The sequence below is a fragment of the Brucella sp. genome (assembly GCF_032066345.1).
GTDB classification, from domain to species: Bacteria; Pseudomonadota; Alphaproteobacteria; order Rhizobiales; family Rhizobiaceae; genus Brucella; species Brucella pseudogrignonensis.
In genome coordinates, this window is record NZ_DAMBKZ010000004.1 from 146,489 (window position 1) to 169,388 (window position 22,900).

A 22,900-nucleotide genomic window follows, 5' to 3' on the forward strand; every position below is an offset into this window, starting at 1 on the left:
GGCTTTTTTCTTAGAGTTTTGCCACTTTTTTCAAATCGTCCACCGCACCGGGTGCAGCAACGAAAACCTTGCTACCCTTGGTCAGTTGCTCGCCTTCCGTTGGAAATGGGTGCGTATAGCCGCCTGCTTCGCGGACCAGGCAAAAACCTGCCATGCAATCCCAAGCGTGCATATATGGCTCGTAATAGCCCACCAGACGCCCTGCTGCCACATAGGCAATCATCAGCGCGCCAGAGCCATTGCGAATGAATGTGCCGCCTGCTTCAAGCAAATCTTCAACAATCTTTGCAACCACCTGCGGGGTTACGTAATTATTGGCACCAATGCCCGTCACCGAGTTGCGAATTGTGCGCGTTTCATCAAGCACAAGCTTTTTGCCATTAAGCGTTGCACCCTGCCCCTTGGCGGATGCGTAAAGCTCATCAAAACATGGCGCCTGAATAACACCGATCACCGGCTCGCCATCTTTCAGCACGGCAATCGAAACGCACCAGTTCGGCATTCCATTGACAAAAGGGCTGGTGCCATCGATGGGATCAACCACCCATGTGTAGCCTGATCTGCCCGCATTCAGTCCATATTCTTCACCCAGAAAGCCATCGTCGCTGAAAGCCGCCGATACGCGCTCATTGATCAGCTGTTCGACATTGCGGTCAGCAATGGAAACCACATCCTGCGGATCGCGCTTGATTTCAATCACAAGCGTCTCGCGGCGATTGAAATAATCGAGTGCCAGCACACCAGCCTCGCGCGCAATGTCCTGCGCAAGCTTAAACCGTGCTTCAAGCTCTTTTGAAATGTCTGATGTCATGCTTGGTTTCCAGTCAGAGGGAATAAAGGCGCATGGTTCATGCGCTCAATTGTTGATGATGGCAAGGCCGCGCGGCTTGAAATGGATAGCCACATCCGTTTGTGGCGGAAGCGCTTCTTCCACAGCCGGATCGACAATGAAAAGCTTGCCGTGTTCAGTCTCAATTTCATATTCGATATGATCACCGAGATAGGCGGAATGGGCCACGCGTCCCGGAAAGTCTCCGCCACTCTGGGCTTGCAGGCTCACCGCATTTGGGCGCACCGCCAGCTGCGCTGGTCCTAGCCTTGCATGTGATGATGCCAGTCGATGACTGAGCTTCCCGATACGAATGACAGCTTCTCCATTTTCTGCGCTGACGACTTCACAGGGCACGACATTGGCCTCACCCATGAAGTCTGCAATGAAGGCAGATGCGGGAGACTCATAAAGGTCACGCGGACTACCTTGCTGCGCTATATCGCCGTCTTTCATGACAATAATTGTATCGGACACAGCCAAAGCTTCGTCCTGATCGTGGGTGACATATACTGCAGTAAAACCAAGCCTTTGCTGAAGTTCTCTGATTTCCGTTCTCACACGGCGGCGCAGACGCGCATCAAGATTGGAAAGCGGCTCATCAAGCAGCAGTACCTGTGGTTCCAGCACAAGTGCGCGGGCCACGGCCACACGCTGTTGCTGCCCACCTGAAAGCTCGGCCGGAAGGCGATGCCCCATACCGGCAAGGCCAACAAGCTTCAGCCCTTCCTCCGCCCGCTCACGCGCTTCCTTCTTCTTTAATCCGGAAGATTCGAGCCCATAAGCAACGTTGTCGAGCGAACTCATATGTGGAAACAGCGCATAGGACTGAAACACCATGGACACATCGCGCTCATTGGCGGGCAGCATGGTCACATCCTTGCCACCGATCAGAATGCGGCCCGATGTCGGATGTTCCAGCCCCGCCAAAAGGCGAAGGGTCGTGGTTTTGCCGCAACCCGAAGGACCAAGCAGCGTAACAAGCGTGCCGGGTTCCACTGTCAGTGACAGATCGGGCAGAGCGGTGAAATTGCCGAACTTCTTGGTGACGTTTTGAAAGGTAACGGAGCCGGGACGGATCGTGGTCATACGGCTTTCTCCTGTTGAACGGTTTTGATCGGCGTGAGCGTGGCAACGCGGTTTTCACGCCGCAACCGGCGCTCGCCGACAAGAAGCTGGAAGGTGACAATCACAACCACCATCACCAGAATGAGTGCCGACGAATAGGCAATCGCCACACCGAATTCGCCATTTTCGACGAGGCCGACGATATAAGAGGTCGCCATGTTGTATTCCGCCGAAACAAGGAAGATTACAGCACTGATCGATGTGATCGCACGCACGAACGAATAGACCAAAGCCGCAGTAATCGCCGGTCGCAGAAGCGGCAGGATCACCTTGCGGATCGTGCGGAAACTGCCTGCACGCAGCGTGAGCGATGCTTCATCAAGGCTTTTGTCGAGCTGGCTCATGGCGGCGATACCGCCGCGCACGCCGACCGGCATATTGCGGAACACGAAGCAGGCAATCAGGATCAGCGCCGTGCCGGTCATTTCAAGCGGTGGCAGGTTAAATGCCATGATATAGCTGACACCAATAACGGTACCCGGAATGGCGAAGCTCAACATCAGGGCAAACTCAAACACGTTGCGTCCGAAGAAGCGCTGCCGCACGATCAGATACGCGGTGAGCAATCCGACTGCAGCAGTGAGCGGTGCCGAGATCAGTGATATTTCCATTGTCGTCCAGAACGAGTTCCAGGCAACGCCCGTCCATGCAAAGCCGCTATCCGTCCATGCCACCGAGAAAGCGCGGCGATAATGGTCAAGTGTCAGCGAATTATCGAGACCCCATGTGCGCACGAACCCGCCAATCAGGATCATGACATAGACGACAACAGTGAAGACCATCCAAGGAATAACAAGGGCGTACACGCCGATCTTCAATCCTTTTGGCAGGCCAGCATGAATGCCGGAATCACCCTTGCCAGTGACGGTTGCAAAGTTTTTGCCGGACAGCCAAAGACGCTGGATGAGGAAGGCTGAAAGCGTGAAGCAGAGCAGCACAATCGCCAGAACGGCCGCACGCGACGGATCGTTTTGCGCTCCCACAACGGCAAAGAATATCTCCGTCGAAAGCACACCATGACTACCGCCAAGCACCATCGGATTGCCGAAATCAGCCATGCTTTCGATGAAAGCAATCAGGAATGCATTGGCCAGCCCCGGCGCCATAAGCGGCAATGAAACACGGTTGAACGTCCGCCAGCGGTCGGCACGCAGAGTTTGCGATGCTTCTTCCATGGAAGGCGAAACACCTTCGACCACACCGATTAGCACCAGAAAAGTGATCGGTGTGAAGGATAGCACCTGCGCGATCCAGATGCCCGTAAGACCATAAAGCCAACGGCCCGGTTCAACGCCGAAGAGATTGGAAATCTGTTCTGTCACAACGCCAGCGCGGCCAAACAGCAATGTCAGCGCCAGACCAATCACGAAGGGAGGCGTGATGATCGGCAGCACTGTGAGAATGCGCAAGCCTTTCTTGAACGGAAAGCCTGTGCGGGTTGCAACGAGTGCGAAGGAAAGCCCAAGCACTGTCGAGCCGGTTGCCGTCATCAGCGCCAGCCAGAGCGTGCGCCATGCAACACCACAACGCCCCTCGCCGATCACACAGGCAAGGCTCCAGATCGAAGAATCCTGAATATTGCCGATAAAGCCATCTGGCTTGAATGAACCGTCAAAATCCTGAACCGAACCGGCAAACATGCTGAAGATCGGATAGAAAACAAAGACACTGACGAGAGCGACAAGCAGCGTAATCGAGGAAACGACAAAGGCATCTCCTTTCATTACTCCGCGTTCGGCAAGCCCGAAGGAAAAGATCAGCAAAAAACAAAGGCCTGTCAGGACGGCACCTGCACCGAAGGCCGGTTGTCCGTCGGCAAGCTGACCGAAGAGGGTTTCGCTTACCATCCAGTTCCAGCCGGTGAAACCGATTGCCAGTCCTTGCAGCGAAAGGAAGCCTGCGCCCAGAAGGCTAGCGCCGATCAGAACGGATGTTCGTTTTTCCGGCGTCATCGCAAAGCGTGCGAAGCCGCAAATGAGCATCAGTACCGCGACAACAGCCAGCCATGGTCGGCCATAAGCGAATATTTGCAGAATACCGGGACCGTTTTCGGCCTGACTGAAAAACCCTTCAAGCCAGCTGAACCGGAAGAAGCCTTGCTCGATGCGATACCAGGGCAGGATCAGGAACGCGACCAAAGCCAGCGCCAGAACCAGATCAAGCCGTCGATTGTGTTGTTTCATACCTATCCGCTTTTCTGCTCATTTTTTGCTCATGGCGGGCAAAGTGGACGCAATTATCCGTCTCCCGCCTGATAACGGCGGGAGGGTCGATAACGAAAATGGATTGCTAACCGCAGGGGCGGTTAAGGTTTAATTCGCCTTTGCGCCGATTTCCTTGTCCCAGCGTTCAAGGATTTCCTTGCGCTTGGTCGGTTCGCCATAGGTCTTGAAGTCGTAGTCGATCAGCTTGATATCCTCAAAGCGTGGCGACTCTTTCGGCACTTCGGCGTTCTTGTTGGATGGCAGCTGGAAGGATTTTGCATCCTTCATCTTCGACTGAACTTCTGCTGTCAGCGCCCAGTCATACCATTTCTTGGCGTTTTCGAGATTGCGCGCGCCCTTGATGATCGACATGGAGCCGATTTCATAGCCGGTGCCTTCGCAAGGCGCGATGGACTTAATCGGGAAGCCTTCGGCAGTCATCGCAACCGCATCATGCATGAACACAATACCGATGCCGTTTTCACCACGCGCAGCTGACTTTACAGGTGCCGAGCCCGACTTGGTGTATTGGGCCACATTTGCATTCAGCTTTGCCAGATATTCAAACGCCTTCTCCTCGCCCATCAACTGGATAAGCGTTGCCAGCGCCGTATAGGCTGTGCCGGAAGAATTCGGATTAGCCATCTGAATTTCGCCCTTATAGGACGGATCGAGCAGATCGGCCCAGCAGGCTGGTTCCTTCAGGTTTTTCTTCTTGAAAATATCGGTGTTATAGCCCCATCCGAGCGCACCGGCATAGACGCCCACAGTGCGGAACTCCGAGCTTTCTGCCTGCTTTTTTGCCCAATCCTGCAACTGGTCGAGCATTGGCGATTTATATTCGAGCGTCAGGCCTTCGGAAGCAGCTTGCAAATGCGGATCGCCTGTACCGGCCCACCAGATATCGGTCTTCGGATTGCGCGCTTCGGCGCGAACCTTGGCATAGGTTTCGCCAGAAGACAGGCGCACCATATTGACCTTGATATCGGTTTCTTTTTCGAAATTGTTCTTCATCTGCTCGCAGATCACCACATCCGCCGAACAAATGAGATTGAGATTACCAGAAGCCTGTGCCGAAACCGCAAATGATGAAACGCCAGCGGCAAGTGCCGCGGCTGTGAGTGCCCAACGCATCATTATTCCTCCCTTTAGAGCAAGGTTTGATCGGCTGAAAGCCCATCGCGCTCTACCTCCACTTGTTATGCAGCGCCTCCACGCTGCGGCTTTTTGCAAGCCTGTGCACAGTCTTTGCCTTTTAAGCTTATGTGTCAATCTGCTTTTGTAAATTTCATTCTGAAAATTCTGGAAACGGTCTAATAATTCTGTTTCTGCACAGCCTTGCAATAATGCACAAAAACAAAAAAGGCGACCCGAAGATCGCCTCTTTCTAACTGATTTAGAGCTTAATCCGACCGGTTTGAAACGAGGTCGATAAGACTAAACTTCAAATAAAAACGGTTAGAGCGCCGACCTGTTTCATTCAGATCGGCACCCTAAAGGCCAATCAGCCGATTGCCATCAGGCTGGCATTGCCGCCTGCAGCCGTTGTGTTGATGGAGGTCGAAACCTCTTCAAGCAACCAGCTCAGGCAATAACAATCAGCGCTCTCGGCAAGCTGCGCCGAAGTTGCTGCCTGTGTCAGCACGAGCGGGCCTGGAAGAGCTGCCAGCTTCTTGTTGATGTCGGTCAGGCGTTCGCCCTCTCCTTCAACAAGCGCGCCAGCGAAAGGCGCATCGGCCTGCCAGTCCTTTGTCCAGACAACACGAGCAGCGACGCTTGAAGGCAAGTCCTTCAGAACAATGCGCAAGCCTGAAGCCTCGTCGATTACCGCTTCGTTGCCAGTGGCGAGTGCCGCTGTCAGCTGACGATAGAGACCCGTTTCAGTCTGTGGAACCAGAAGAATGCGACCACGCGCATGAAGCGCATAGAGGTTGCGTTCACCAACCGGACCCGGAAGCTCGATATTCAAACCAAGTGCAGAAGCACTGCCGGTTTCACGAGCGGCCTGTGCCAGTTCGTTCATGCCGCGATTGCCAAGCCACTTTGCGAAATCGTTGAGCGCGGCATCGGTGTGAACCGAAGCCATACGCGGCGGAATTGGCGCTGTTTCAACGAGGCGACCGAGATAGAGCGGACCGCCAGCCTTCGGGCCCGTGCCGGACAGACCACGGCCACCGAAAGGCTGGACGCCCACAATCGCACCGATAACGTTGCGATTGATATAGACGTTGCCAACGCGGATGCGATCAGCAACGTGAGCGATAGTTTCATCAAGACGCGTATGCAGGCCGAAAGTCAGGCCATAGCCGGTTGCGTTAATGTCATCAATCAGGCGGTCCATGTCGTTACGCTTGTAGCGCACAACATGCAGAACCGGACCAAACACTTCACGCTTCAGATCGCGCAGACTGTCGATTTCAACGATGGTTGGAGCAACGAAGGTGCCCTTCCCTGTTTCAGGCCCAAGCGGAAGCTGCTCCACCTTACGACCCATATCGCGCATCGTCTGAACGTGCTTTTCGATGATGTCCTTGGCTTCAGCAGTAATTACGGCGCCAATATCAACTTTCAGCTTGTCTGTGCGGCCAATCGACAGTTCCTTGAGCGCGCCCTTGAGCATGGTCAGAATGCGGTCAGCAACATCTTCCTGCAGGCAAAGAACGCGCAGAGCCGAACAACGCTGACCGGCACTGTCAAAAGCCGAACCGATCACGTCGAACACGACCTGCTCGGCAAGAGCGGACGAATCCACGATCATGGCGTTCTGGCCGCCGGTTTCAGCAATCAGCGGGATCGGCTTGCCATTTGGCAGCAAACGCGACGCAAGCTGTGCCTGAATAAGACGTGCAACTTCGGTCGAGCCGGTGAACATCACACCACAGGTTTCTTGTGCTGCGACAAGAGCTGCACCAATACGGCCATCGCCCGGCAGAAGCTGCAATGCATCGGCAGGAATGCCAGCTTCATGCAGAATACGCACGCCCTGTGCTGCGATGAGCGGGGTTTCTTCAGCAGGCTTTGCCAGAACCGGATTGCCTGCAACAAGGGCTGCTGCAATCTGGCCGGTGAAGATCGCCAGCGGGAAGTTCCACGGGCTGATACAGACGATCGGACCAAGCGGCTTGTGCGCAACGCCCAACGTGCGGCGGGTCTGTTCGGCATAATAGCGCAGGAAGTCGATGGCTTCGCGTACTTCTGCAATAGCGTTTGGCATGGACTTGCCAGCTTCACGCATGATGAGGCCAAGCAGTTCTGCCATTTCACGCTGCATGATATCGGCAGCGCGATCAAGGCAGGCTGCACGATCAGCAGGCGAAACCTGAGACCAGCTTGCAACAGCCTTTTCAGCCGCCTTCATTGCTTGCGCAACATCGTCGGCGGCGATTTCCGTGACCGTACCCACGACATCAGAATGATCGCCGGGGTTCAGAACCGGGCGGCTTTCACCCTTAACCTTGGCGCCAGCAATCTGCGGTTCCGCAGTCCAGGCGCGTGTAGCATTGGACTTGAGCGTTTCGCTCAGTTCTGCCAGCTGCTCTTCATTGGAAAGGTCGAAACCTGCTGAGTTTTTGCGAATGCCATAAAGGCCTTCCGGCAGGTTGATCTGGTCGTGACGCGCACCGACAACGGCCATCGAACGAACGACTTCCGCAGGATCGGCAATCAGTTCATCAACCGACACGCTCTTGTCGCCAATGCGATTGACGAAAGACGAGTTCGCACCGTTTTCGAGCAGACGACGCACCAGATAGGCCAGCAGCGTTTCATGCGTACCAACCGGCGCATAAATGCGAGCTGGACGACCTAGCTTCGATGCACCGACAACTTCGTCATAAAGCGGCTCGCCCATGCCATGCAGGCACTGGAATTCATAAGAGCCGGTTTTGAAGTCCGGGCCTGCCAGATGATAGATCGTGGCAAGTGTCTGCGCATTATGCGTTGCAAACTGCGGGAAGATCACATCGCGGGCGCCAAGCAATTTGCGGGCGCAAGCAATGTAGGAAACGTCGGTATGAACCTTGCGGGTGTAGACCGGGAAATCTTCAAGACCATCAACCTGCGCGCGCTTGATTTCGGCATCCCAGTAAGCGCCCTTGACGAGACGAACCATGACGCGACGATTGTTGCGGCGAGCAAGATCGATAATGAAATCAAGCACAAACGGGCAGCGCTTGCCATAGGCCTGCACCACGAAGCCGATGCCTTCCCAATCAGCCAGATCAGGATCTTCAATCAAGCTCTGCAGAAGGTCGAGCGAAAGCTCCAGACGGTCTGCTTCTTCAGCATCGATGTTGAGGCCGATATTGTACTTCTTGGAAAGGGCTGCGAGCGCCTTCACCTTTGGCAGAAGTTCGCCCATGACGCGTTCGCTCTGAGCGCGAACATAACGCGGATGCAGCGCCGAAAGCTTGATCGAAATGCCCGGACCATCATAAATGCCGCGGCCGGCGGAAGCGCGACCAATCGCGTGGATCGCAGTCTCGTAGTCCTTGTAATAACGTTCTGCGTCGGCAGCAGTCGTGGCAGCTTCACCGAGCATGTCGTAGGAATAACGGAATCCGCGTTCTTCAAGCGATTTTGCGCGCTTCAGTGCTTCATCGATAGTTTCGCCGGTGACGAACTGCTCACCCATCATGCGCATGGCCATATCCACGCCACGGCGGATGACCGGCTCACCACAACGGGCGATCAGGCGAGTAAGCGCTGCCGAAAGACCGCTGTCATTGACGGTGTTGGTGAGTTTGCCGGTGACAACAAGACCCCAGGTTGCAGCATTGACGAACAGCGAACGACCACCGCCGACATGCGACTTCCAATCGCCATTGGAAATCTTGTCGCGGATCAGCGCATCACGCGTTGCCATATCCGGAATACGCAGCAGAGCTTCGGCAAGGCACATCAGCGCCACGCCTTCCTGGCTCGACAGCGAATATTCATGCACCAGACCTTCAACGCCCGTTCCCTTGTGCTTGGCACGCAGGGCTTCGATCAGCTTGCGAGCGGTCGCTCTGATCTGCTTAGTCGTTTCTTCAGGTAGGGTCGCCTGCTGAACCAGTGCGGTCACGCATTCAGCTTCTGGCCGACGATAGGCATCGGTGATCGCCTTGCGCAGAGGTGTCTTCTCGCGGATTGGCGGCGCGAAGCTCTGGAAAACAGGAGTGGTGTGAGCGGATACTTTATCAGTCATGGTGCAATGCTCGCAAAAACAGGCTTAAGCCCAATTCAACTATGCTTCCGAGCGCATTTCGATCTGATTATATCAGATCGGCGCTCTCATTCTTTGTTTTAAAGCGCATCCCGAAAACCGTTTCACACTTTTCGGGATGCGCTATATGTGGTCGCACACTATCATCGACGCAAATTGCATTCTGTCTTCATTTGATCCATATAAAGGCAAATCGATCTTATTAAAGCGACTTCAAGAGGCAGTTTGAATGCGAAAGATAGACTCTGTAGACGATCTGGATCAGTTCGATCGTCGCATTCTTGAAGTGCTGAGCGATGATGGTCGCATTGCCATGACGGAGTTGTCAAAAAAAGTCGGCCTTTCCAAGACGCCGTGTCAGGCACGCGTCAAAAGATTGGTCGATGAAGGCTATATTATCGGCTTTCGCGCGGCGATTGATCCCGAAAAGCTTGGCCTTGATCATATCGCTTTTACGACCGTGAAATTATCCGACACGCGCGAAGCGGCCCTCACCGCCTTTAATGTTGCGGTGCGAAAGATACGCGAAGTCGAAGAATGCCACATGATTGCAAGCTCGTTCGACTATCTGCTGAAAGTGCGTACGCCCAACATCCGGCGTTACCGCGAGGTGCTGGGCGAGAAAATCTCGAGCCTGCCCAATGTGGCAAGCACGTCAACTTTTGTGGTGATGGAGTCTGTAAAAGACAACCGCCCGGTCAGAGTTTATCCGGGCGCATTGTAACTGTTCACTTCACGCTTATCCCGAAAAAATGGTTCCGCTTTTCGGGATAGATTTTATAGCGGCTGATCTGCCAGATAGCGTTCGAGCGTTTTGGCAGTACCATCCTGCCAGATACGCTTGAGCGCCGCCGAGAAGGCATCGATATAGGCAGGATTGGTAGCTAATGCGCCGAAAATGTCGGTCATTTCGAGCCAGCGCGCCGGCTCGTCCTTGGCAAGCACAGCCTGCTTCGCCAGACGATCCCATGACGGATCATTGGGTTCGATCACCGCACCGCTGTCCGTCGTTCCATAGCAGTAGCGGCACCAGAGAGCAGATACCAGTGCAAGGCCCGTGACCGAATGACCTTTGGCCAGGCGATCTGAAACTGTCGGCAGAATAAATTTTGGCTGACGGTTGGACCCGTCAAGACACAAGCGGCGGATCGTATCGCCGATCTTTGGATTGGCAAAACGCTTGTCGATAAGCAGGCGATAGTCTTCAAGAACCGTATTTGGAACCGGTGGCACCTCAGGAATGATTTCTTCCTTTGTGAGTTTTTCCAGATATTGCCGGATCAACGGATTTTCCATTGCTTCATGCACGAAATGGATGTCGAGAAGCCCACCCGGATAGGCAATCGCCGCATGTCCGCCGTTGAGGATACGGATTTTCATCAGCTCATAAGCATCGACCTGATCGGAGAAGATCACGCCTACTTTATGCAGTCGTGGACGTCCGGTCGGGAACTTGTCTTCGACCACCCACTGTTTGAAACCTTCGCAGAAGACCGGCCAGCCATCTTCAACTTCAAACTCCTGCAGCGCGATATCGCGTTCGCGAGCACCGGTCGCCGGTGTGATGCGATCCACCATTGAATTCGGGAAAGCCACATTGGCCGCAATCCAGTCAGCAAATTCCGGATCGCTGAGTTTGGCAAGACCAACAATAGCATCTTCGGTAACATGACCATTGCCGGGAATATTATCGCAGGACATGACCGTGAACGGCTCAACTTCGGCTTGCTTGCGCAGTTTCAGCGCCCGCACGATGAGGCCGAAGACGGTATTCGGCTTGTCGGTATGAACGCTGTCATAGACAATATCCGGATGCGCGGGATCAAAATGCTGGCTTGCCGGATCGATATAATAGCCGCCTTCAGTGATCGTCATCGAAACGATGCGAATATCCGGCGATGTAAGATAGGTCATCAAGGCCTTCCGGCCCTCATCCGTCGATATAGTCACGTAATCGACCATCGAAGCAGTTACACGCGCTTCTGAATGTTCTGCTTCCTGATCGACCACCGTGGTGAGCCAATCCTGAGCTTTCAGCGTATCGCGCATGGCATCGTCGCTGGCCCGCACGCCTGCGCCGACCAAAGCCCAATCGTGATCGAGCCCCAGACCAAACAGGTCATCGAGATAAACGGCCTGATGCGCGCGATGGAAATTACCCACGCCAAAATGCACAATTCCCGGTGTCAGCGCCTCCAGATCATAACCAGGCTTATCAACTTTGTTGAAGCTCTTGAGCGTTGCGCGGGACAGCTTGGTCATGACTTACAATTCTCCTCAATGAATCCAGACAACCCAGCCTATGGCTTGATATCGCAGTGGGCAATATCTCTTTATAAGTATCGTACATTACAAATAAAAATGGCGGACCAAGCCCGCCATTTTTAGTGCAACTTAAAAGCATTTCCAGCAAAAGTGCGAAGCAGTTATGCGTCGGATAATGCGTAAAATCAAACAGCGGCTCCAACGATTCAGTCTTAAATGGAACCGCTGTAAATGCCTTAATTAAGGCCCAGCGTACCGCGCAGTGTCGAAAGATCTTCTGCCAGCGTGGTGATGGCACCAGCCATGACCTTGCGATCTTCCTCGGTCAGCTTGTCGTATAATTCATAACCATCGCCCTTCTTGTATTTCACAAGAATGTCGTTGACGGTTTTGAAATTGGCATCCGACTTCTTCAGAAGCTCAGGATTTTCCTTTTCAATCAGCGGACGGAAGAGTTCGACGATCTTCTGCGAGCCATCAACATTAGCCTGAAAATCCCAGATATCCGTGTGGCTGTAGCGATCTTCTTCACCGGAAATCTTGGTTGCTGCAACTTCTTCCATAAGTGCTGCTGCACCACCAACAACCTTTTCAGGTGGGAAGGTCATGTCCTTGATACGCTTCTGCAGCTCGACAACATCTGCGTAGAGCTTGTCAGCATATTTATCGAGTCCTTCAGTCGAATTCTGTGCGAACAGGCCGTATTCGAGGCGATGGAATCCGGTAAAGTCTTCCGACTTCTCCGCATCTTCGTGATCGTCAGCACGGCTATCGATAGAAGCATCGAGATCCGCAAAAAGCTCTGCGATTGGCTCGATTTTTTCATAGGAAACGCGTGAAGACGGATAAAGCTCTTTCGCCTTATCCAGTTCGCCAGCCTTGATCGCATCGGTGAAAGCCTTGGTGTCTTTCACGAGCGTATCGAGATTTTCCTGCACGTAAATCTTGTAGTCAGCAATTGGCTGAACGAGATCGAGTGGGGACACTTCGGCCTTTGCAGCACCGAAGCTGAGAGACAGGGCGACGACGCAAGCCGACGCGAGCAATGGCAGACGATATTTCATGTTTACCTCTCCGTGGTGATAAGACCTTCACCCACGCGCATTCTGCGGCCCACTCGCCTGCAAAAGAGCACTTGCGTAAAAGTCATCTTGATTTTTCACGCCGGGTAGCGTGAAGAAATAACCGCCGCCGATTGGCTTGATATACTCTTCCAGAGGCTCGCCATCGAGGCGCTTCTGAACAGTGATAAAGCCCTTTTCCAGATCGGCCTGATAAGCGATGAACAGCAGCCCCATATCGAGCTGGCCGGACTTCGTGACCCCATTGGAATAGTTGAACGGACGACGCAAAATCAGATGTTGTACGGCATTGGCATCGCGTGGATTGGCCAGCCGAATATGAGAATCCATCGGCGTAACCTTGCCTTCCGGATCTTTTGAATAGTCGGGCACATCAGCTTCGGTTTTGCCATCGAATGGCGCACCGCTATCCTTGTGACGGCCAAAAATTGTCTGCTGTTCCTGCAGCGGCGTGCGATCCCAGCGCTCGACAAAATTGCGGATGATACGCACGGCCATATAATTGCCGTGAGAAGCCCATTCCGGCTCATCCTTGCCGGGCTGGATCCAGACGATGCGGTCCATCAAGGCTTTATCAGCGGCATCAGGATTGGCAGAACCATCACGGAAACCGAGGAAGTTGCGTGCGCTTTCCTTGGCTTTCGGTGAATGCGGCGGCTGCACCGGCACAGAACCTTCCTGCTTCCAGCGGACCATCAGAAGATCAGGCATGTTCTTCATGATATCGCGCAGCGCATGAATATTCGTGTCTGCGGTGTTCGAGCAGAACTGGATTACCAGATCGCCATGACAGAGATCTTTTTGCAATGCATCATTGGGAAAGCCCGTCATGCGCTGCAACTGCTTTGGCTTGAACGGCTTGAGCCCAAAACGATCATCAAAAAGCGAGCTACCCAGCCCCACGGTGATCGTCAGGTTATCAGGGGTTACGGTCGGCCCGAGAATGCCGGAATCGGATGGCGGAAACTTGGGATCAAGCGCCGGTGGCTCACCACCCTTCATGAGAAAGGCTGCGCGCTCTGTCAAAAGTCTGAACATGCGTTCGAGACCCGCGCAATCCCGCGCCAGAACATCGAAAGAGGCCACGAGACCAGTGGCAGGGCGCGGCGTCACAATGCCGGGCTGATGCACGCCATAAAATGGCTGGCTCTCCTGCAGCTTGTCGCTTTCAGGGGCATTGGTCACGCTTTCCGATGAAAGCGCGTTGTTAGAGGCGCGTGCGTTAGCCGCCTGCGATGCAAGCACGCTCGCGACACCTGTGGCACCGGCACCGAGCAAAAGGGCGCGGCGCGTTGGCGACGTTGGGTTGTCTGTTTCAGAACTATCGTCTTTGAAAAATTTCTTGGTCATTAATCCACTCCAAGTTGATCGCGGAGTTTTGAAAACTGGTCGGCGAGAGCAGTCGCGCCGTCCTTGATCTTCGCCTTCTCGTCAGCAGAAAGCGTGTCATATGCCTTGCCATTCTGAGCACTTAGCAGCGCCTTCACGGCAGACACCTGAGCATCAATCCCTTCAAATGCCTTGGGATCGACTTTTACAACAATCGGACGCAATACGTCCGCCGTCTTTGCGGAGCCCTCAACAAGGCCTGCAAATACCTGCAAATCTGTGTGTGCGTAGCGATCGTCACCTGCGTCAGCAGCGGTAGACGCAAAGCGGTTGAGCGCTGACGATGTGCCTGCCAGCATCCGGTCAGGCGAAATACGCAACGCGCGGATACGATCCTTCAGACCAGCCGCGTCCTGAACAAGCTTTGTGGCGACGGGCTGCAAGCCGTCCAGCGACTTCTGTTCAAACAGCCCATATTCAATGCGATGCAGACCACCAAATGCAGGGTCCTGCTCACGCTTTTCAAAGAAATCGGCGCGTGCATTGATCGCTGTATCAAGATCAGAGAAAGCTTCTGAAACGGGAGCAATACGGGCATAAGCTTCCCGCGCCGGTGCATAAGCAGCCTGTGCGGCTTCGATATTGCCGCTTGAAACGGCATCCGAAAGCGTTGCAACAGCCTTCTGGAACTCAGCGACTTCGGTAGCGAGATAAATCTGATATTCAGCCAACGCACCAAGGAAAGCGGTTAGCGGCATCTTACCCTTTTCGGCTTCGCTGCTTGCCGATGGCGTCACGATCAGCTTTCCTCGCGGATTGGAAAGAAGGCCGCAAGTAATCTGATATTCGCCCGGCGAAAGCTTGGCGGATAGTGTCTGCTTGAAGCCTGGTGCGATATTCTCGCGCTCTTCGAGAACCATCACGCCGTCGAGAATTTCCCATTCAACCGAGCGGTCAGACTTGTTGACGATTTCAAAAACCGTGCGCCCAGCCGGAACCGTCAGTTCATTTGGATCGCAGCTTTTCGCATTGACCACGATCTGCACTTTGCCATCACCATCTGCATGGCGCGATTTATCTGAAACGCGCGAGGCGTAATAGAAAGCCGCGCCTGCCGCCAGCACCAGCAGAACGGCCAGCACCAGAACCGCTCGCACAAGGTTGCGGGAGAATGGTGCAACAGGTTTTGGGCTTTGCGGCTTGGTCATGGATAATCTCTTCGATTAAACTGTGTGCTTCGCGGCTGCGCTCTGCGCAGGTGCGGAAGACGGCATCAGGAAAATAATGAGCGCAGGCACGAGGAAGCCGAGATAGGCAACCACTTCGCTGATCGTCGGCGTCGCGATATAGCCGAAGACACCAGCCAGAACCGAGCCAAGCGTGCTGTCGAGCGGCAGGATTTCGCTCGTGTCGAACACCACCGTCTGGAAGTGGTTCCAGATGCCAGCCTCATGCAGCGCCATCACCGAATTTGCGAGAATGCCAGCTGCGATAATCAGGATGAAAACACCCGTCCAGCGGAAGAAGCGGCGCAGATTGAGTTTCAGGCCACCACGATAGATCCCGTAACCAACCAGAGCGGCAAGCAGAACACCGAGCAATGCACCAAGCGGCGCCGCGCCACCCTCGCTCTGCTGGAATGCGGCGAGCAGGAAGAAGACCGACTCAAGCCCCTCACGAGCCACAGCAAAGAATACCATCAGGATCAGGCCGAAGCCCTTATGCGTAGGCGTTTCAAATGCCGCATCAATCGAATGATGCAGTTCCGCCTTGATGGAACGGGCAGCCTTACGCATCCAGAAAACCATGGAAGTCAGCACGAAAACAGCTATGAGCCCGATAATGGCCTCGAAAAGCTCCTGCGCCTTCTGTGGGAATTCTGCGCTTACGAGCTGGAGGATTGCGCCAACTGCCAGAGACATCGCCAAGGCCAGCAGGACACCAATCCACACAACCGGCATCCAGGCGCTGCGTCCGGTCTGGTGCAAATAGCTCGCGATAATGCCAACGATTAGCGCAGCTTCCACGCCTTCGCGGAACATGATGAGAAATGGTACGAGCATTCGATTTCATCCAAAAGGCGGAGTGATCAATCCGCCCCTTGATTGACACTCTTCACAACCGGCATAAGCCTTCGTCTATTAGAGCGCCATGCTCCCTCTTGGGCGCACAAAGGACGCTCTAAACTATTGAACACACGCATCGTGCTTTCCGAAAATCGATTCCGATTTTTTGAGCCGATGCTCTAGTCATCTTTCTATATCTACGCGCGCATCACTGCAAGCCAAATGAAGTTGACTACCATGGGAATGTTTTAGAATTATTCTAACTATTTCAGAAGCTTACAGCGATGTAAGTTAGCTAGTCCTGATGAGGATGCAAGTTTTATGGAGGTGCAGTAAGCCTTTGAAAAGGCTTCATAGTGAAGCCTTTTCACGTATTGAATTGTGGCTATCAAGCCTCCGCTGCCGTCCGAATTTCTATCGAATTACCGTTCAATATTTCCGGGCAATCCCGCTTTGCCCGCTTCCGACGGGTTTAGCCTCACATAGTCAGCCTTCAAATCTTCAGAGGTTTTGCGGCTTCCATCATGGCTCCAGCCGGGTGGCGCAATCATATACATCAGCCGCTGACGAAGACTAAGACCGGATGAGAACACGTCTTTGAACATGCCAACCCATTCATGGAACGCCACGCGCACAGGATTGAATGTGCCGACATTCTTCACAATGCCGTATCGCGGCATATCTTCGGGCAATTCTTCAACAAAAGTGCCGAACATGCGATCCCAGATAATCAGCGTGCCTGCATAATTGGCATCGAGATAACGCGGATTGGTCGCGTGATGGACACGGTGATGCGAAGGCGTATTGAAGATAAGCTCGATAGGCTTCGGCAGTTTGTCGATGGCTTCGGTGTGAATCCAGAATTGATAAATCAGATTGAAGCCATAAACGAAGGCAATCACCGCCGGATGAAATCCGAGCAAAACCAACGGCACCTGCAGCACGAACATGCCGGTCATCTGGCCGGTCCACGACTGCCGCAAGGCGGTTGTGAGGTTATAATGCTGGCTGGAATGATGGTTGACGTGCTCCGCCCAAACCCAGCGAACGCGATGCGCAATCCGGTGATACCAATAATAACGCAGATCATCGAAGATGAAGGCTATTACAAACACCCACCAATGCAGCCCAAGATCGAAAAAGCGGAACTGCCAAACCCAAAGCAGCGCCGTCACTGAAACGAAGCCGAGCAGCAGCCCCGCCGCGACATTGCCTGCTCCCATCAGCAGACTTGTGAAAGCATCGCGCGTTTCAAATTCGCCTTTGCGCTGCCAGTAGCGGATTGCCACCAGTTCAATCAAAATTCCCAGCACATAAAGCGGGATTGCAACACGCGTCACATCGAAGAATACCGGATTGCTATCCATTTCGGCCCCTCTCCCCATCTGAGCCTGAAAGCCAGTCTATCACTCTTTGCCGATCTGCAGCATCGCTGAAAAGAAGCCTTGCCTTGGGCCAGGTAAAATCCTTCATGTGCAATATCAGTTCGGCGCTACCCTTCTCCTCAAGGGCAAGCACATCTGATGCTGCCACACATCGCGTAAGAAACCGATCGCCAACACCGTGAACTATCCCCGTTTCGGCCTCCCTCAACGGGAAAAACGCTGTGCGACGATCTTCCGTATAACAAATCTCACTGATTGCGATTTCCGGATAGTCGATATGAAAGCGCGCTTTGACGATTTCGTCACTCGCAAGAATGCTGCGCTTTACACCTCCACCCAGAAAATGAATTGCCAATACGCCGAAACCTATCCCGGCGATAACCATAAGTAGAAGCAGCCGCAAATCCATGAACTCTCCCGTTCGCAGCGATGCCAGTATGTTCCCACAAACATCCTAGCCATCAGCCAGCGCGAATACATCCCAAAACTTTGGGGGACCGATTTACGAGTCGCACCTGTCCCGGCATTGCAACAGGAGATTGTTTCGATTTGGAGCACTCTGAAAGCCCGGACGGAAACAAATATTGACCAATAAGCTTCCTGAAACAGTCAAAATTCCGAAAAGTTTCAGAATTTTCCGAAATGGTCAAAAATTTCGCGTTTCAGGGGTTGAAGAATGGTTGCAACCGGTCCATATGACAGGTGCTTACCGCTTGCGCCTCCTCCCATTGCGCGCGGTAAGTGTTCCCCTCTGGAGGTTTGCCTTTATGGCACCTTCATAACTTAGCCGGACTTTTTAGTCCGGCTCTTTTTTTGCCTAAATTTCAGTAAGTTAGAACTAAAATAAAAAGCGCCGCGTTACCGCAGCGCTTTCAAAAACAATGCCTGTTTTCTCGCCGGAAATGACTGTCAAAGAACATGGTTCTCATCATTATTCAGGCTGTAAAAAGGCATTCCAACTTCTTTCGCCGACAAACAAAATCTGCGTCCGAACGTGGTAATTTTATTTCTGTCGGAGCGATAGAGTACCGCTCCGACCTGTCACTTTACAAAGCGTTAATATGCGACCGATGAGTTGTATCAGCCGTAAGATGCAACCGGTGGGCAAGAACAGATTAGATTTCTGTCGCCGCCCACATTGTCGATGCGGCTGACAGGCGGCCAATATTTCGCCGTCGTGTCAAAATCACCACTTAACGCGCTTCCCGGAAACACTGCTTCCTCACGGGTGTAAGGATGTGTCCATTCCGTTGCCAGCGTGTCGCCTGCGGTGTGCGGTGCATTGGCAAGTGGATTGTCATCCGCAGGCCAGACACCATCGGCAACCTTCTTTGCTTCGCCTGCAATGGCAATCATTGCATCGCAAAGACGATCGATTTCCGACTTCGGCTCAGACTCGGTTGGCTCAATCATCAGCGTTCCGGCAACCGGCCATGACATGGTCGGTGCATGGAAACCATAGTCGATGAGGCGCTTGGCCACGTCTTCCACGGTGATGCCTGCGCTATCCTTGAGAACACGCGTATCCACGATGCACTCATGCGCCACACGATCATGTGCGCCGGTGTAAAGGATCGGATAAGCGTCCTTCAGACGATGCGCGATGTAGTTGGCGTTGAGGATTGCAGCCTCGGTTGCCTTCTTGAGACCCGCGCCGCCCATCATGCGGATATACATCCACGTAATGACCAGAATGGATGCACTGCCAAACGGTGCTGCGGAAACAGCGTGCTTGGAACCGAGATCAACATGGCCCGGCAGGTAAGGCACCAGATGCTTGGCCACACCAATCGGACCAACACCCGGACCGCCGCCGCCATGCGGAATGCAGAAGGTCTTGTGCAGATTCATGTGGCAAACGTCAGCACCAATATCGCAAGGACGCGCGAGGCCGACGAGTGCATTGAGGTTTGCGCCGTCGAAATAGACCTGACCGCCATTGTCATGGACGATCTCGCAGAAAGCCTTGATGCCTTCTTCGAACACGCCATAGGTCGACGGATAGGTAATCATGAACGCCGCAAGATTATCGCGATGCTTCTCAGCCTTGGCTTTCAGATCATCAATGTCGATATCGCCATCCGGACGGCAATTGACGACCACAACGCTCATGCCAGCCATCGATGCGCTGGCAGGATTGGTGCCATGTGCAGACGATGGGATAAGGCAGATGTTGCGATGACCTTCGCCACGTGACTGGTGATAGTGACGGATTGCGAGAAGACCCGCATATTCGCCCTGACTACCAGCATTTGGCTGCAGCGATACGCCTGCAAACCCGGTGATTTCGCAAAGCCATGCTTCGACGTCCGAGGTCATCTTGGCATAGCCGGTCGTCTGTGCGGCCGGCGCGAACGGATGCAGATTGGCAACCGTGTTCCAGCTCACCGGCATCATTTCTGCTGCCGCATTGAGCTTCATCGTGCAGGAGCCGAGCGGGATCATCGCACGATCAAGCGCCAGATCCTTGTCCGCCAGACGACGCAGGAAGCGCATCATCTCGGTTTCCGAACGGTGCGAATGGAATACGTCCTGTGTCAGGAAGCCTTCACCACGGCCTTTGCCCGGAACCAGCAGATCGTCGTTACCGACTGGCTTTGCGCCAAACAGAACGGCGAGTGCTGCAAGATCGTCTTCCGTCGAAGTTTCGTCAAAGGTGACGCCAACCGTATCCGCATCAATGATGCGGATGAGACGACCGCCCTTGTCAGCTTCGTCAGCAATGGCCTGCGCCTTGCCGGAAACCTTGACGCTTACGGTGTCGAATAGGCTATCGCCCGCGATTTCGACGCCAGCAGCCTTGAGGCCCGTTGCGAAGCGAGACGCAAGACCGGCAACACGCGTTGCAATAGCCTGAAGGCCAGCAGGACCATGCCAGATGGCAAAGGATGCAGCCATATTGGCGAGGAGTGCCTGCGCGGTACAGATGTTGGAAGTCGCCTTGTCGCGGCGGATATGCTGCTCACGCGTCTGAAGAGCCAGACGATAAGCGGCACGGCCATGCGCATCGACCGACTGACCAACGATACGGCCCGGAATGATACGCGTCAGTGGCTCAGATACTGCGAGATATGCAGCGTGTGGACCGCCAAAGCCCATTGGAACGCCATAGCGCTGCATGGAGCCGACAGCCATGTCAGCGCCCCACTTGGCAGGCGCTTCCAGAATGGTCAGCGCCAGCGGATCGGCAACGGCGATAACCAAAGCACCCTTGGCCTTTGCATCGGCGATGACAGCGGTGAAGTCACCATAAACGCCGCGCGTATCCGGCCATGGAACGATGACGGCAGCGGTGTTGTCGTCAACAGCACTTCCGGCTTCAATCTGCCAGCCAAGCGGCTCTGCGCGGGTGTTGATCACATCTACGCTCTGCGGATGCAGATCCCCTGCAAGCAGAATGCGCGAGCGCTTGTCGCGGTGATGACGAACAGCAACGCCCACAGCTTCAGCAACGGCAGTTGCTTCATCCAGCAGCGATGCACAGGCAACCGGCAAACCGGAAAGCTCGGCAACGAGCGTCTGGAAGTGGAACAGAAGCTCCAGACGACCCTGGCTGATTTCCGACTGGTAAGGCGTGTAAGCCGTGTACCAGGCCGGATTTTCAAACAGGTTGCGCTGAATGACAGGTGGCGTCTGCACACCATGATAGCCCGCACCGATGAAGCTCTTCTTCACCACATTGCGGCCCATGATTTCATTGAGCTCGGCAAGTGCTGCGTGTTCGCTCAAAGCCGCTGGCAGATCAAGCGCGCGGTTCAAGCGGATGGATGCCGGAACAGCCTGCGTGATCAGTGTTTCCATGGAAGGAAGACCGAGCGCTGCAAGCATTGCGCGCTCGTCTTCTACGCGTGGCCCGATATGACGGGCAACAAAGGGGAGAACCTGTTGCGTCATCTTTTTATCCTACAAGTTTGTCGTAACCAGCCTTGTCGAGAAGTCCAGAAAGCTGGCCTTCATCGGAAAGCTTGAGCTTGAACAGCCAGCCTTCACCTTCTGCAGCCTGATTGATCAGAGCTGGATCACTCGAAACGGCGTCGTTAACTTCAACCACTTCGCCATCGACCGGAGCATAAACGTCGGAAGCGGCCTTGACCGATTCAACAACGACGATGCCTTCGCCCTTGGAAACGGTGCGGCCGACTTCCGGAAGATCTACGAATACGAGGTCGCCCAGCTGTTCCTGTGCGTGGATCGTGATGCCGACAGTGGCAACGCCACCTTCGACGCTGATCCACTCATGATCTTCGGTGAACAGGATATTGGCCATGGAAATCATCCTTTGCGATAGCGATGCGGTGTGAAGGGAAGTGCATGAACATCAACGGGAACCTTGTTACCGCGGACGTCTGCGAAAATGCGGGTGCCGGGGACTGCGAGGCTTGCCTCGACATAACCCATAGCAACCGGGAAACCTGCGGATGGGCCGAAGCCACCCGATGTGACGGTGCCGATCTGAAAACCGGATTCGTCGAAAAGTTCTGCGCCGCCACGCACTGGCTGGCGGCCTTCCGGCTTAAGGCCAACACGCTTGGCGGTTGCACCCTTGGCAATCGCATCCAGAACGGCTTTGGCGCCATTAAAGGCAGCCTTTTCACGCACTGACTTGGTGATTGCCCATGTAAGACCAGCAGAGACCGGATCGGTTTCCGGCGTAATATCCTGACCGTGCAGGCAAAGACCCGCTTCAAGGCGTAAGGAATCGCGGGCAGCAAGACCGATCCATTCGACGCGTTCGTCAGCCAGAAGCTTGGTTGCAAGCGCGCGCGCCTCATCGGCAGGCAAGCCAACTTCAAAACCATCTTCGCCGGTATAGCCCGAACGGGTCATGAACCAGTTAGGATTAGGTTCAAAGCCGCTCATAAAGCCGAGCTCTGCACCTTTAAGACCGGCATCGGTAATGACGCTTTCGGCTTCCGGACCCTGAATGGCCAGGAAAACGCGATCCAGTGGATTGACCGTTACATCCTTGCCAGATGCTGCTTCATTGAGATGCTCAATATCGGCATCAGCGTTGCCCGCATTGGCAACGACCATGAAACTGTCTTCGCCAAGGCGCGTGACGATAAGATCATCAAGAACGCCGCCTTGGTCATTGAGAAAGAAAGTATATTTCGACTGACCGGTTTTCAGAACCGAAGGATCAAGCGGACAGGTTTCGCTCAAAAGCGCGATTGCATCTGCGCCCGAAACTTCAATCAGCTTCATATGAGAAATATCGAAAAGACCGACATGCTCACGCGTATGAAGATGTTCCTTCATCACGCCAAGCGGATAGGTGATCGGCATGTTCCAGCCAGCAAAACCGCCAAAGCGTGCGCCAGCTTCCTCATGCAGATCCTGCAAAGGCAGGGTATTCAAGTGTGCGGTATCGCCCATAACAACTCCAGAGTCGCACGTATGCCTCCG

At 54.1% G+C, this 22,900-nt stretch carries 16 protein-coding genes; 1 reads left to right on the forward strand and 15 read right to left on the reverse strand.

Translation table 11 applies throughout. The features are described 5' to 3' along the window. Positions 1–10 precede the first annotated feature (10 nt). The 5 genes from RT142_RS07145 to putA all read right to left on the reverse strand — a co-directional run bounded on the left by RT142_RS07145 (position 11) and on the right by putA (position 9,349). Positions 11–811, reverse strand: coding sequence for an inositol monophosphatase family protein (locus tag RT142_RS07145; protein WP_313028113.1), 801 nt, complete (start codon positions 809–811; stop codon positions 11–13). Between the two features lie 45 nt (positions 812–856). Further along, positions 857–1,918: an ABC transporter ATP-binding protein gene (locus RT142_RS07150; RefSeq protein ID WP_007879519.1), complete on the reverse strand. Its 1,062-nt coding sequence runs from the start codon at positions 1,916–1,918 to the stop codon at positions 857–859. Further along, positions 1,915–4,140, reverse strand: a complete 2,226-nt coding sequence (locus RT142_RS07155; RefSeq protein ID WP_313028115.1) for an iron ABC transporter permease — start codon at positions 4,138–4,140, stop codon at positions 1,915–1,917. The genes RT142_RS07150 and RT142_RS07155 overlap by 4 nt, the downstream gene beginning before the upstream one ends. Positions 4,141–4,269: 129 nt before the next feature. Next, the gene (locus RT142_RS07160; RefSeq protein WP_007879521.1) at positions 4,270–5,295 is read right to left on the reverse strand and encodes an ABC transporter substrate-binding protein; all 1,026 of its coding nucleotides are present in this window, start codon (positions 5,293–5,295) and stop codon (positions 4,270–4,272) included. A gap of 370 nt (positions 5,296–5,665) precedes the next feature. Next, positions 5,666–9,349 (reverse strand): trifunctional transcriptional regulator/proline dehydrogenase/L-glutamate gamma-semialdehyde dehydrogenase, encoded by a 3,684-nt coding sequence (gene putA, locus RT142_RS07165; protein ID WP_313028117.1) that lies wholly within the window; start codon positions 9,347–9,349, stop codon positions 5,666–5,668. Between the two features lie 247 nt (positions 9,350–9,596). Between putA and RT142_RS07170 the strand changes: the two genes are divergently transcribed. Beyond that, complete coding sequence (locus RT142_RS07170) at positions 9,597–10,091, forward strand: Lrp/AsnC family transcriptional regulator (protein WP_007879523.1); 495 nt, start codon at positions 9,597–9,599, stop codon at positions 10,089–10,091. Positions 10,092–10,144: 53 nt separating this feature from the next. Here the strand turns inward: RT142_RS07170 and RT142_RS07175 are convergent, their stop codons facing one another. The 10 genes from RT142_RS07175 to gcvT all read right to left on the reverse strand — a co-directional run bounded on the left by RT142_RS07175 (position 10,145) and on the right by gcvT (position 22,870). After that, a complete protein-coding gene (locus tag RT142_RS07175; RefSeq protein ID WP_313028119.1) occupies positions 10,145–11,629 on the reverse strand; it encodes a mannitol dehydrogenase family protein in 1,485 nt (494 codons plus the stop codon). Positions 11,630–11,868: 239 nt separating this feature from the next. Continuing rightward, entirely contained in the window at positions 11,869–12,696 is an 828-nt protein-coding gene (gene efeO / locus RT142_RS07180; RefSeq protein ID WP_007879525.1) for an iron uptake system protein EfeO, read from the reverse strand. Between the two features lie 27 nt (positions 12,697–12,723). Continuing rightward, a complete protein-coding gene (gene efeB / locus RT142_RS07185) occupies positions 12,724–14,064 on the reverse strand; it encodes an iron uptake transporter deferrochelatase/peroxidase subunit (protein WP_313028121.1) in 1,341 nt (446 codons plus the stop codon). After that, entirely contained in the window at positions 14,064–15,251 is a 1,188-nt protein-coding gene (efeO, locus tag RT142_RS07190) for an iron uptake system protein EfeO (protein ID WP_200635917.1), read from the reverse strand. Before efeO (RT142_RS07190) ends, efeB begins: the two co-directional genes overlap by 1 nt. A gap of 15 nt (positions 15,252–15,266) precedes the next feature. Beyond that, positions 15,267–16,106 (reverse strand): iron uptake transporter permease EfeU, encoded by an 840-nt coding sequence (gene efeU, locus RT142_RS07195; protein WP_313028123.1) that lies wholly within the window; start codon positions 16,104–16,106, stop codon positions 15,267–15,269. Positions 16,107–16,531: 425 nt separating this feature from the next. Then, on the reverse strand, positions 16,532–17,476 hold the full coding sequence (locus tag RT142_RS07200; RefSeq protein ID WP_079213741.1) for a sterol desaturase family protein: 945 nt from the start codon (positions 17,474–17,476) through the stop codon (positions 16,532–16,534). After that, complete coding sequence (locus tag RT142_RS07205; protein WP_231195469.1) at positions 17,469–17,903, reverse strand: hypothetical protein; 435 nt, start codon at positions 17,901–17,903, stop codon at positions 17,469–17,471. The genes RT142_RS07200 and RT142_RS07205 overlap by 8 nt, the downstream gene beginning before the upstream one ends. A gap of 671 nt (positions 17,904–18,574) precedes the next feature. Beyond that, positions 18,575–21,388: an aminomethyl-transferring glycine dehydrogenase gene (gene gcvP / locus RT142_RS07210; protein ID WP_313028126.1), complete on the reverse strand. Its 2,814-nt coding sequence runs from the start codon at positions 21,386–21,388 to the stop codon at positions 18,575–18,577. A 4-nt stretch (positions 21,389–21,392) separates the two neighbouring features. Next, positions 21,393–21,761: a glycine cleavage system protein GcvH gene (gene gcvH / locus RT142_RS07215; RefSeq protein WP_007879538.1), complete on the reverse strand. Its 369-nt coding sequence runs from the start codon at positions 21,759–21,761 to the stop codon at positions 21,393–21,395. 5 nt (positions 21,762–21,766) lie between these two features. After that, the gene (gene gcvT / locus RT142_RS07220) at positions 21,767–22,870 is read right to left on the reverse strand and encodes a glycine cleavage system aminomethyltransferase GcvT (RefSeq protein ID WP_313028127.1); all 1,104 of its coding nucleotides are present in this window, start codon (positions 22,868–22,870) and stop codon (positions 21,767–21,769) included. Positions 22,871–22,900: the final 30 nt, after the last annotated feature.